Raw genomic sequence first — 12,467 nt, forward strand, 5'->3', positions numbered from 1 at the left:
GTGAGAAGGTGCTCAAATGAAGGACTATATCAAGAAAGTAAGTGAAAAGCAGAACCTCACCATAAAGGAAGCAGAGGATGCCATAACAAAGATATTCACAGAAGCTACAGATGCACAGATCGCTGCCCTCCTGATCGGCCTGAAAATCAAGGGAGAAACAACCGATGAGATAGCAGGCTTTGCCATGGGAATGAAAAAAGCCGCCAACACAATAGCTCCCGGGGTAGATGGAGTACTTGTGGATGTGGTTGGCACCGGGGGTGACAGGCATAATACCATCAACGTATCGACCGCTTCTGCCATAGTGACCGCAGCAGCCGGGATAGCTGTTGCAAAGCATGGCAACCGGTCCATAACATCACTGTCGGGAAGCGCTGATGTGCTAAAGGAACTTGGCATAAAGGTGGACAAGGACCCTGAGCAGGTAAAGGAATCCATTGAAAAGAAAGGCATAGGGTTCATGTTCGCCCCGGTATTCCATCCTGCAATGAAAAGAGTGGGACCCATAAGACAGGAGATGGGAGTCAGGACCGTTTTTAACATACTGGGACCCCTGACAAACCCGGCAAATGCAAAAGTACAGCTTGTGGGCGTATATGACAGGAAGCTCTGTGAGCCTTTTGCCCGGGTAATGAAGAAACTGGGAGTTGAGAGGGCGATGGTGGTCCATGGTGACGGTATGGATGAGATATCGAACATCTCAGAGACATGTGTTGCAGAACTGAAGGACGGTAAGATAAGCACCTACACCCTCACCCCGGAAGAACTTGGGGTAAAGAGAGCCACGGCAAATGAAATTGTGGGCGGGACACCGAAGGAAAATGCTCTTGACATAATATACATTCTCAGGGGCGAGAAAGGACCAAAGAGGGACCTGATAGTGATAAATTCAGCTGCAGCCCTTTATGTTGCCGGGAAGGCCGCCTCTGTCAAAGAAGCCATACCAATTGTAGAGGAGATAATCGACAGTGGTCGCGCAATGCAGAAACTACTGGAGTTCAGTGATGATGGTAATATCTATGAGGTCATAAATGAAGCTGCATCCAAGAGTGAAGATCTGCGGAATGCTATCTGCTGAGGACATCGCAATGGCAGTGAGGTGCGGTGCCGATGCTGTGGGCTTCATAACAGAGGTCCCGGTGGACACACCCAGGAGACTGGACCTGAAAACAGCATCAGAACTTGCAGGATTAGTACCTGTTTTTGTAGACTCTGTCCTTGTGATAATGCCCACATGTGGACAGCAGGCACTGGACCTTATAGAGAAAGTGGGTCCGGATGTAGTGCAGCTCCACAACGAGATGGGAACTGAAGAGATAGAGATAATACGCGACAGTACAGACCAGAGGATCATAAGGACATTTACCATACCTGTTAAGAGCAGGGAACTGCCGGCAGACATGATGAGGCAGGTGGAAACACTGACAGAAAATGACCTTATAGACGGCATCCTCCTGGATTCAGGAAAAGCGGGGAGCAGCGGTGGCACAGGCATGGCGCATGACTGGTCACTGAGCAGGCAGGTAGTGGAAAATACCGATATCCCGGTAATACTTGCAGGAGGACTTAATCCGGGAAATGTAAGAGATGCGGTCAAAGAGGTCAGGCCTTTTGCCGTGGACACTGCCTCGGGAGTGGAGAGCAATGGAAAAAAAGACCCTGCAAAAGTATGCAGGTTCATAGAAGAGATCAGGTGTATCAATGGTTGATTTTGATCTTAGTAAGGGGGAGTTCATATCCCTGGCAGAGAGTTCGCACAAGCCTGCCATCGTGCAGCTTATGACAAAAGTCGATAGCATATGCAGCCCTCTGCAATTGTACGCAACCCTGCAAAACGCAGGACACTCCTATCTGCTTGAATCGGTGGAAAAGGAAAAAAGACATGCAAGATATTCCTTCGTAGGGTATGAACCTGAGATGGTGGTGTCCATAAAGGACCGCTACCTGACCATCGAATGCCAGATGAACTCCGAGCTTACAAAACACATCTACAACAAAGTCAGATCCATGGGGGACATTGAAACCCTTGTAGGAGGAAAGTTCAGGGTAAAGTTAAAAGAAGGAGATGATGCACTTGCTGCATTCCGCAGGATCTTCCCCACAAGCACAGGCACAGTTCTCCTGAACCAGAAACGTTTTGACAGGCAGACCTTCCTTGGAGGAGCCATTGGTTACAACAGTTATGACCTTGTATACGATTCCTGGTTAGGTTTAGAAAAGAAGCCGGATGCACAAACCCCTGACATGCACTTTGCAATCATGACAAAGACCTTTGTCTTTGATCACATTACCAGCGAGACCTATATGGTCATAACACCCTTTCTCACAGAAACCAGTGATCTGGATGCTGTTTATCAACACGCTTATTCAGAAGCGCAACTCATGGAGAGGTCACTGCAGATGGCATCTGTCATTAATATCAGCGAGGACATTCCGGCATCGGATTCTGACGAACCTGTTGACAACATGGACAGGGAAGCCTATGAGGAGGCGGTCAGGATATCAAAACAGCACATAATCGACGGTGATATATTCCAGGTTGTAGTCTCCCGGAGATATACTGTAAAAATGAAGCAGACTCCCCTCCAGCTCTACATAAGGCTCAGGAAGATAAATCCAAGCCCTTATATGTACATATTCAACTTCAGGGAAATAGGTATTGTAGGTGCAAGTCCCGAGACCCTCATGACCGTTTACGGAAGGAAGGTCATAACAAACCCGATAGCAGGAACGTGCCCTCGTGGGAAGGATGATGAAGAGGACAAGTTGCTTGCAGAAGAGATGCTGCAGGATAAAAAGGAGCGGGCAGAACATGTGATGCTTGTGGACCTGGGACGCAACGACGTGAGGATGGTCTCAAAAGGTGGTACGGTCAGGGTTGATGATCTTATGAGTGTTGTGAAATACTCACACCTTCAGCATATAGAGAGTACTGTCAGTGGAGAGCTGCGGGAAGAATGTGACCAGTTCGATGCCACAAGGGCTATATTCCCTGCGGGCACACTTTCCGGCGCACCAAAGATAAGGGCAATGGAAATAATAGACTACCTGGAGCCCCGGTCAAGAGGTATCTACGGAGGGGGCGTAGGATATTATTCATGGAACGGTGATGCAGATTTTGCCATTGTTATAAGGACCGTACTGATAAAGAACAACACAGCCTATGTGCAGGCAGGGGCAGGCATTGTAGCTGACTCTGATCCAACGTACGAATACAATGAAACTGAAAGGAAAATGGCTGCAATGATAAAGGCCATAGGAGGGAAATAATGAAGGTACTGTTCATCAACAACAAGGATTCTTTTGTCTGGAACCTTGTGGACTTTGTTTCCATATATGAACCCGATACCATGGTCGTCCCTAACACCATTTCCCTTGAAGAGGTAAGGGATATCCACCCAGGTGCCATTGTGATCTCGCCCGGACCGGGCACACCTCACAAAGCAGAGGATATAGGAACATCCCTTGATATAATCAGGGAATTCGGACCCACAACCCCCATACTTGGTGTATGCCTGGGCCACCAGGCCATAAATGCTGCATTCGGGGGGACCATAGGACATACAAGAGGTGGTCCAATACACGGAAAGACCTCTGATATAAGGCACGTGGGATCGCTCCTCTTTGACGGTATCCCTGGCAATTTCAGCGGCGGAAGATATCATTCCCTTGCAATAGAGGAATTGGCCAATGATCTGAAAGTGACGGCAAGGACAGATGACGGGATAATAATGGCCGTTGAGCACAACAAATACCCCGTATATGGCTTGCAGTTCCACCCGGAGTCCATTCTTACAGAACAGGGACTGAGGATCATCAAGAATTTTCTGAAAATTGCCGGGGACATGCACAATGATTAAGCATTTGCAGGCTTATTGTAAGCTATGCTTATCGGTATAACAGGAACACCGGGAACTGGAAAGACATCTGTCACCAGACTGCTGGAAGAGGATCGCCTGTATCAGGTAATCCACCTCAATGAGCTCATCAGGGAAGAACATCTCTACTCAGAGGTGGACACCCATCGGGATTGTGTGGTAGCTGATATGGACCTGGTGTACAGAAGAGTTCTGGAATTGCAGGATAGATCAAATTCCCTGACCATAGTTGACAGCCATCTTTCACATCATATTGCTGACATCGCCATTGTGCTGAGGACATCGCCTGAAAGACTTAAAGAAAGACTGGAAAAAAGGAAGTATTCAGTTGATAAAGTACGTGAGAACGTCGAAGCAGAAGCCCTGGACATCATCCTGGCGGAAGCGGTGGACTGGTGCGAGAAAGTCTTTGAACTTGATACGACAGGAAAAGCGGTGGAAGGAACCCTCAAGGATATACAAAGAATAATAAAGAGCCTGCAGAGAGGGGAAACCGAAGAACTGGAAAATATCTTCAGACCGGGAACCGTTGACTGGAGCTACTATGAATTCGATTAGAGCTTTTCAATATTGCTTTCTTCTTTAACATCTTCGTTAAGGATCTCACATATCAGGTCAATTGTCCCGGAATCTATTCAGGACAGATCCAGCATCCTTTTAATAACTTAAAGTGGTTTGCCCCCACTTTAATGGATAATGGACAGTTTCCCCTCTGTGCAGGGCTAAGAGAAACAGACAGGCCTGCAATGACCCTTAATCGACATATGTTATGATAATTCGACATATTTGATGATAATATCAGAAAAAAGATGTTTCTGTCCACCAAACAAAAACTAAATAAAGTTGCCAGTAAATCATACTACCATAATATCCGGTCTTTTAAATTTGCCGAGGTGACAGAGTGGCTAATGTGACCGCCTGCAGAGCGGTTTTCCGGGAGTTCGAATCTTCCCCTCGGCATCTGCATTTTTCACACCATGATCACAAAGGAGCCCCACTGTGGTACTGAAGGTATACAATACATTGACAAGAGAGATGGAGGAATTTGTTCCCCTTCAAGGTAAAAAAGTAAATATGTACGTTTGTGGCCCCACGGTGTATGACCACTGCCATCTGGGACATGCCAGGAGTTACGTTTCCTTTGATGTCATCAGGCGTTATCTTATCTACAGGGGATATGATGTCAACTACATCTCCAACATAACCGATATTGATGATAAAGTGATATACCGGGCAAAAGAGACAGGAGAAGATCCCTTTGCACTTTCCGCAAAGTTTACCGGGTCTTTCATAGAGGACATGGATACCCTTTCAGTGTTGCCTCCAGACAGCCGTCCCAAGGTCACAGAACACATCCCGCAGATAATCGAAGCGGTGGAAACGCTGATACAAAACGGTACAGCCTATGTGACCCGCAAAGGCAATGTGTACTATGATCTTACAAAGTCGGGGGAGAAAATAGGAGTGTTGAGCCACCAGACCGCTGAAGGCCTCCTGGAAGGGTCGGGCAGCAGGGTGGATGTAGAGGACGATAAGAGATACCAGCTTGACTTTGCCCTCTGGAAAGTTGCTCCTGAAGATGAAGCTGGCTGGGACAGCCCGTGGGGCAGGGGACGCCCGGGATGGCACATAGAATGTACGGTCATGTCCATGAAATACGGCTCGCAGCAACTGGACATACACGGCGGGGGCATGGATCTTATTTTCCCGCACCACGAAGCTGAGATCCACCAGTCAGAAAGCTGCACCGGAAAGCATCCTTTCAGTAAATATTGGCTGCATAATGGTTTCCTGACAATCGATAAGGAGAAAATGTCAAAGTCACTGGGCAATTTCTTTACCATCAAGGAAATACTGAAGAAATTCCCTGCCGGAACTATCCGGTTCTTCATAACCTATACTCATTACAGAAGTACGGTTGATTTCAATGAGGAAGCTCTTGAAGAAGCGGGCAGGGCAAGAAAGAGACTGCTTAACACGATCTCAAACATCAGACATGAACTGTCAGAGGCCCCTGAAGACGGTAACGACTGTGGGCTTTTGGATCTGACAGAACAAACAAAGGATGGATTCATCCGTGCCATGGATGATGACTTCAATACCAGGGAAGCAATTGGCGAGCTATTTGTCTTCAGCCGCAAGGTAAATTCCATAATGGCTTATGAAAAACCTGGAAAAGCCTCACTTGAAAATGCTCTGGATTTTTATTCAGAGATAAATGAAGTGCTGGGGATCTTTGAAGATAATAAGAGCGCTTCCCCGGAGGAAAATATCTGTGAACTGTCAGAAGATGACATCCTGGAAATGATAAAAATCAGGGATGAAGCACGTGATAACAAGGACTGGAAAAAGGCCGATGCTATTCGTGATGAACTGAAGGAAAAAGGTATTGTTCTTGAAGATGGAAAGGTGGGTGTCAGATGGAGGCGGGAAAATTAGTCAAATTGCAGGAAACGATCACATCGGAGAACAAAATGACCAGAATATATCAGGTAGATTCATTCACAGATAGACCCTTTACAGGCAATCCGGCGGGTGTCTGCATTCTGGAAGGACCCGCAGATGACAATTGGATGCAGAATGTTGCAAGAGAAATGGCTGTTTCAGAGACAGCATTTCTGTATCCGGAAAAAGGAGGTTACTGCTTGCGCTGGTTTGCACCGGGCGCTGAAGTGGACCTTTGTGGCCATGCAACACTGGCAAGTGCCCACATACTTTGGGAAAAAGGATTTGCTGAAAAGGATGAAAAGCTATTTTTCTTCACAAAAAGCGGAACCCTGGCCGCCAGCCTGAATGATGGATGGATAGAACTTGACTTCCCCGTGCTGGATGAAGAAGAAGAAGAAACATATGAAGAACTTGCGGAAGCGCTTGATGTAGAACCTGTGTATGTTGGAAGGAATGCTTTTGATTACCTGGTGGAAATCAGTTCTGAGGACAGTTTGAGGAAATTAGAACCGGATCTTGCAAGAATTGCAGCGATCACAGCAAGAGGTGTGTGCGTTACAGCCGTATCTTCATCGCCGGAGTATGACTTTGTGTCCAGGCTATTTGCACCTGCTATCGGAATACCGGAAGACCCCGTTACCGGCTCGACGCACTGCTGCCTTGGCCCTTACTGGATGAAAAAACTTGGCAAGGACACATTTTACGCCTACCAGGCCTCACAGAGAGGAGGATACCTGAAAGTGCAGGTAAGGGATGACAGGGTACTGATTTGTGGAAAGGCTGTGACGGTATTTGCAGGGGAGATCCTGGACTGAATAATTGAATTAAGATTTTTTGGAATCTGTCCTGTGAAATGATTCATGCGACATATATATGTATAAATGTGCATATGTACAATTAATGCCAGATGACAAAGCAAGATTCTTCAAAGCCCTGGGCGACAGGACCAGGCTCACCATTGTCGGATGCCTTTTAAAACATGACCATTGTGCATGTGACTTTGCCACGATCGCAGGAAAGGACCAGACCACCATATCCAGGCATCTGAAAGTATTATGTGAGGCAGGGATACTGAGATACGAAAAGGATGGCAGGTATGTAATATACAGTATAAAGGATGATACAATGAAAGACACACTTGAGAGATGCGGGGTTGAAATGGTTGATTCCTGCTGTCCGGGAAGTATAATGGACCCGGAGACCAAAAAGCATGCAGTCAAAAAGAACTATGGCAAGATCGCACTGGGGATGGTACAAAACTGCGGGTGCAGTGGGAACATGACACAGGAGCAGGTTGCCGCATCCATAGGATATTCTCCCGCAGATGTAGAGGCATTCCCCGAGGCAAACCTTGGGCTTGGGTGCGGAAACCCCACAGCCCTGGGAGAGATAAAAGAAGGCGACACCGTACTGGACCTGGGTTCAGGAGCCGGATTTGATAGTTTCCTGGCAGCCCGGAAAGTCGGCGCAAGCGGAAAGGTAATCGGCGTGGACATGACAGATGAGATGCTTGCAAAGGCCAGAAAGAATGCCGGAGAGTACGGTTTTGAGAATGTCGAGTTCAGGAAAGGGGATATAGAAGACCTGCCTGTTGAGAGTGGCTCTGTGGATGTTATCATCAGTAATTGCGTTATAAATCTCGCACCTGACAAGTCCAGGGTATTCATGGAAGCATACAGGGTGCTCAGGAAAGGAGGCAGGATGTTTGTGTCTGATATAGTCCTTCTGAAAGAATTGTCTGATGAAGAAAGGAACAATGAAGAATTGATATGTGCCTGCGTTGGCGGGGCATTGTTGAAAGAGGATTACCTGGGACTGATCAAAAAAGCTGGTTTTGATATAAGGATAATTGGTGAAGACACCGATATCAGTGAGAGGCAGTATTCAGGGCATGCACTGGAAAGCATAAAACTGGAGCTGCTCAAAACAACAAACTAAAAACCGGCCACAGACATTTTTGATGTTCTGAGAGTTCAGCCAAATATTGATCATGAAACCGGCAAGGTATTTCAACTATTTTTGAAACCTTAAGCTTTAAATAGGATGTTTCAAATATATTTGAAACATATGACACAGGATTATCTCATTCATCTGACTAACGTCGGTTTACAATCAGTCCAGGAATACCTGGCATTGCATGTATTGCTATGCCTGGTACCGGCCTTTTTCCTGGCAGGTGCCATTGCATCCCTCTTCTCAAAGGAATCTGTGCTGAAATACTTCGGTGCCGATACACCAAAATACATATCTTACTCCGTAGCAGCTGTTTCGGGCTGCCTGCTTGCAGTATGTAGTTGTACCGTGCTTCCCTTGTTCGCAGGGATCTACAAACGCGGTGCAGGGATTGGACCAGCTACCACCTTCCTTTTCTCCGCACCTGCTATCAATATACTGGCCATAGTATATACTGCAAAGATCCTGGGTTATGACCTGGGAGCAGCCAGGGCTGTGGCGGCAATCCTGCTGTCTGTTGCCATTGGGCTTATAATGGCAGCCATCTATGAAAGAAAAAAAGTGGAACATAATGGCATCAAGACTTTCAACCAGGAAAAGCATTCCCACACTGTACAGTTCTTCCTGCTGCTGCTGGCCATACTGATAGTTCCGGAGATAATACAGTCCTGGGTATATCTGGCACTTGTGGAGATACCCCTCATAGCTGCCACTGTATATCTGGCATTTAAATGGTACTCTGAAGAGGAGAGAAAGAGCTGGATGGAAGAGACATGGTTCCTTGTGAAGATGATAGCTCCCTTATTGCTTGTTGGTGTATTCTTTGCAGGAATAATAGTAGAGTTGCTTCCGGCAGAAATCGTGGCAAGATATGTAGGTGGCGCTTCTGTTACTTCATACTTCATCGCCTCGGTTGCCGCTGCACTGATGTACTTCTCCACACTCACAGAAGTTCCTATAATCAACGCCCTTACACTGCTTGGTATGGGCCAGGGTCAGGCACTGGCAATGCTGCTTGCAGGCCCGGCACTGAGCCTGCCGAATATGATCGTTATCAGCCATGTAATGGGAATACAGAAAGGACTCTCATACATAACACTCGTTGTTGTGGTCTCGATGATATCAGGACTTGCCTTTGGTTATTTCCTACTGTAAAAAGAGATTGTAAAGGTATAAAGCATGAGATTATTGATAATTTCAGACATACACGCAAATAAAGAAGCTCTGGATGCTGTGCTGGCTGTGCAGCATGACTATGCCATCTGCCTGGGGGATCTTGTCGATTACGGACCATCTCCCGGGGAATGTATCGACCTGCTCAGGGAGAACGACATACCAACCATTATAGGAAATCATGACAGTGCAGTGGCTTTTGGAATGGAGTGTGGGTGCGGTTATGAGTACAAACACCTCTCCCTTGCGACCAGGGATCATACCACAGGGATCTTAAATGATGTGCAAATGCAGTTCCTGCGCAAACTTCCTATGTATCTTGAAAGAAAAGAGAATGGGAAGAAACTCTACTTCACACATGGCAGTCCCCGGTCCTTCTACGATTACATCAAACCGGATACTCCTGAAGGAACGGTAAAGGAGTATATAAAAGATGTCGATGCAGATTTCATATTCATAGGCCATTCCCATCTTCCCTTCATACGGAAAGTGGAGGATGTGACCCTTATTAACCCCGGATCTGCCGGGCAACCTAGGGATGGTGAAAAACGTGCAAGCTGTGCCGTTTTCGACACGGATACCTTGCAGACCGAGTTCATCAGGGCAGAGTACGACATGGAGACGACCTTTAAAAAGATCAGGAGGAACATGCCCAATGCTGAAGAACTCATCTCTATTTTGAAAAGAGGAAAGTGAAATTCAATACATAAATATTTGATACCTATAAAATCTAATTAAGAACAAAGGTGATAAAATGAAGATCGAGATCCTTGGAAGCGGTTGTGCAAAATGCAAGAAGACAAAGGAGATAGTTGAACAGGCAGTTGCTGAGCTTGGCATCGATGCACAGGTCGTTAAGGTGGAAGATATGAATGCTGCCCTTGACTACGGCGTTATGATAACGCCCGCTGTTGTTGTAGATGGCGATGTGAAAGTTGCAGGCAAGATCCCTACGCTGGATAAAGTAAAGGAATGGCTATCATAATCTCAAAAAATAGAGGATTTATCATGGCAGAAGATATAAAAATAGCAGAAGGAGTAAAATGTGCATGTGAAGCGGCAATTATAGGTTTGTATGCATGTGCCGGTGGCTCCAATGTAGGACAGATGGCAAACAAGGTAGCAGTTGAGCTTACTAAACAGGGAAAAGGAAAGATAATGTGTACCGTCGGTATCGGTGGTCAGGTCCCGGGAATAATAAAGAGTACTGAAGGGACCGATGAGATCATTGCCATTGACGGCTGCCCCCTCCTATGTGCAAAGAAGTCACTGGAGCTTGCAGGTTTCACAGTGGACAAGGGCATAGTGATAAGCGAACTTGGCATGAAGAAGGGCGGAAGCCTGGACCTGGAAGAAAGCGATGTCAGTGAGATGATGAGTAAAGTAGAGACCGCCTTGGTCAATTGAAACAGAAATGAATAAGATAAACAAGCATACAGGCCATACAGGTGTATTCCATGGCTGCAACAGACTCAGCAGATAATTACAGCTGGCCCGTTGAAGATGGCGATTATGTACTAGGGGATCCTGAATGCCCGGTTGCTGTGGTAACACTTGCCTCTGACTATAGGAATATGGATTCCACCCATGATCCTTATGCAGATGAATCACATCGTGCAGAGGAAACACTAACCCCTGACTCCAGAAAGCCTTGCCTGCAGAACTATGCAATATGCGGCACATGTTTTACTGAGAACTTCGGAATCCAGAAAGTAATTGTCAATGTACTTTCAAATCCCAGGATCAACTGCCTGATAGTCTGCGGCAAAGAAAGCAAACACTTTGCAGGCCAGTCTATCATGGCACTTGTGGATAACGGGGTTTCGACCATGGCCGGTTATAAAAAGATAATCGGTTCAAAGGGAGTGATTCCTTATCTGGATGAGATCCCCATGACCGCAATTAATCGCTTTTTGAAGGAGATTAAAGTTATAGATCTTATAGATACCACTGATCCGAAAACTATTCAGAAGGCGATAGACTCCTGCAAGCTGAAGGAAAGAAGTGAAGCCAGGAAATACCCAATGCCACAAATCGATGAGAATAGCTGGAGAAAGTATGAGAATATGGTTCAGCAGAATGTGATGTCTAAAATTAGAAAATGAGGTGTTTTTCCCATTTGAACATGTACCTTAATGACCAAATAGTTTTGTAAGAATATTATGAGCATTATATAAGGAGAGATAAACATGCCCGGATCCCCTGAAGAGATGAAACTGGTGAGCAACGCCATGTCAAACGCTATCCGAAGAAAAATAATGACCTTGCTCAAAGATAGCAGCATGTCCAGGGAAGATATGAGTAAGGCCATAGGCCATCCCATGCTGGATTATCATTTACAGCTCTTGCAACAGGCAGGACTGACAGAGATCATGGGTGAAAAACTTGAGTTGACCGATTTTGGAAGGAATATGCTGGAACCCAGGAACAAAAAGCCTGTTGAGCCAAAAAAAGATCTTCTGGGAACAAAACCCATAGAAGTAGTGGAGATCAGGCAGTTCCTCCCGTGCATAGCTGATAATAGCAAATACCGGATAATTGCCCGTATGGAACCTCCTCTGGAGGGAGCAGTTAAATTGCTTGAACCACTTTACCCCAGGGCCAGATATTCAGAGAACCTTGGTGTGCTGATCATCCAGAAAGGGAGCATCATTATAACGGTCTATTCCACAGGTAATGTGACCATGACCATGATATCCGATACCGACGAGGCAGAAGAGATACTCAACGATCTAATGAAAAGTATTAACGATGCTATCAGGAAGGGAATAAAAGCATCATCCTCTGGAGAAAAGGTCAGGGTGGATCACAATGAGATATACAAGTACCTACCAGGGACTAACTGCCATATTTGCGGAGAACAGAGCTGTTATTCCTTTGCTATCAGGCTGATGGCAAAAGAAACGACATTGGATAGGTGTACTCCGCTGCTAGAACAGAAATATACCGTCAACCTGGAGCACCTCAAAGTTCTTATGGAATACCTGTAAAATATAGCACAGGTCTTTCCTGCAT

At 46.1% G+C, this 12,467-nt stretch carries 14 protein-coding genes and 1 tRNA gene; all 15 read left to right on the forward strand.

Annotated elements, in window-relative coordinates:
- Positions 1–16 precede the first annotated feature (16 nt).
- The 15 genes from trpD (at position 17) to V7O64_RS08045 (ending at position 12,442) form a co-directional block, all read left to right on the forward strand.
- A complete protein-coding gene (gene trpD, locus V7O64_RS07975; protein ID WP_407354901.1) occupies positions 17–1,078 on the forward strand; it encodes an anthranilate phosphoribosyltransferase in 1,062 nt (353 codons plus the stop codon).
- Positions 1,032–1,709, forward strand: coding sequence for a phosphoribosylanthranilate isomerase (locus tag V7O64_RS07980; RefSeq protein WP_407354902.1), 678 nt, complete (start codon positions 1,032–1,034; stop codon positions 1,707–1,709). Before trpD ends, V7O64_RS07980 begins: the two co-directional genes overlap by 47 nt.
- Positions 1,702–3,270: an anthranilate synthase component I gene (gene trpE, locus V7O64_RS07985; protein ID WP_407354903.1), complete on the forward strand. Its 1,569-nt coding sequence runs from the start codon at positions 1,702–1,704 to the stop codon at positions 3,268–3,270. Before V7O64_RS07980 ends, trpE begins: the two co-directional genes overlap by 8 nt.
- Positions 3,270–3,860 (forward strand): anthranilate synthase component II, encoded by a 591-nt coding sequence (locus tag V7O64_RS07990; protein WP_407354904.1) that lies wholly within the window; start codon positions 3,270–3,272, stop codon positions 3,858–3,860. The genes trpE and V7O64_RS07990 overlap by 1 nt, the downstream gene beginning before the upstream one ends.
- Before the next feature lie 24 nt (positions 3,861–3,884).
- Positions 3,885–4,436 carry an adenylate kinase family protein gene (locus tag V7O64_RS07995; RefSeq protein WP_407354905.1) on the forward strand — a complete coding sequence of 184 codons (552 nt, stop codon included), beginning with the start codon at positions 3,885–3,887 and terminating at the stop codon, positions 4,434–4,436.
- 329 nt (positions 4,437–4,765) lie between these two features.
- Positions 4,766–4,838 (forward strand) — tRNA-Cys (locus V7O64_RS08000).
- Between the two features lie 39 nt (positions 4,839–4,877).
- Positions 4,878–6,317 carry a cysteine--tRNA ligase gene (gene cysS, locus V7O64_RS08005; protein WP_407354906.1) on the forward strand — a complete coding sequence of 480 codons (1,440 nt, stop codon included), beginning with the start codon at positions 4,878–4,880 and terminating at the stop codon, positions 6,315–6,317.
- A gap of 35 nt (positions 6,318–6,352) precedes the next feature.
- The gene (locus tag V7O64_RS08010; RefSeq protein WP_407354907.1) at positions 6,353–7,141 is read left to right on the forward strand and encodes a PhzF family phenazine biosynthesis protein; all 789 of its coding nucleotides are present in this window, start codon (positions 6,353–6,355) and stop codon (positions 7,139–7,141) included.
- An 85-nt stretch (positions 7,142–7,226) separates the two neighbouring features.
- Positions 7,227–8,264 (forward strand): arsenite methyltransferase, encoded by a 1,038-nt coding sequence (gene arsM / locus V7O64_RS08015; RefSeq protein WP_407354908.1) that lies wholly within the window; start codon positions 7,227–7,229, stop codon positions 8,262–8,264.
- 129 nt (positions 8,265–8,393) lie between these two features.
- The gene (locus tag V7O64_RS08020) at positions 8,394–9,434 is read left to right on the forward strand and encodes a permease (protein WP_407354909.1); all 1,041 of its coding nucleotides are present in this window, start codon (positions 8,394–8,396) and stop codon (positions 9,432–9,434) included.
- 24 nt (positions 9,435–9,458) lie between these two features.
- A complete protein-coding gene (locus V7O64_RS08025) occupies positions 9,459–10,148 on the forward strand; it encodes a metallophosphoesterase family protein (RefSeq protein WP_407354910.1) in 690 nt (229 codons plus the stop codon).
- A 58-nt stretch (positions 10,149–10,206) separates the two neighbouring features.
- On the forward strand, positions 10,207–10,437 hold the full coding sequence (locus tag V7O64_RS08030) for a thioredoxin family protein (protein WP_407354911.1): 231 nt from the start codon (positions 10,207–10,209) through the stop codon (positions 10,435–10,437).
- Between the two features lie 23 nt (positions 10,438–10,460).
- Positions 10,461–10,859, forward strand: a complete 399-nt coding sequence (locus V7O64_RS08035; RefSeq protein WP_407354912.1) for a putative zinc-binding protein — start codon at positions 10,461–10,463, stop codon at positions 10,857–10,859.
- A 50-nt stretch (positions 10,860–10,909) separates the two neighbouring features.
- Positions 10,910–11,557, forward strand: coding sequence for a tetrahydromethanopterin S-methyltransferase subunit A (locus V7O64_RS08040; protein WP_407354913.1), 648 nt, complete (start codon positions 10,910–10,912; stop codon positions 11,555–11,557).
- A gap of 84 nt (positions 11,558–11,641) precedes the next feature.
- The gene (locus V7O64_RS08045; RefSeq protein WP_407354914.1) at positions 11,642–12,442 is read left to right on the forward strand and encodes a (Fe-S)-binding protein; all 801 of its coding nucleotides are present in this window, start codon (positions 11,642–11,644) and stop codon (positions 12,440–12,442) included.
- The last annotated feature ends 25 nt before the right edge of the window (positions 12,443–12,467 follow it).

The sequence above is a fragment of the Methanolobus sp. WCC5 genome (assembly GCF_045690325.1).
Taxonomy (GTDB): Archaea; Halobacteriota; Methanosarcinia; order Methanosarcinales; family Methanosarcinaceae; genus Methanolobus.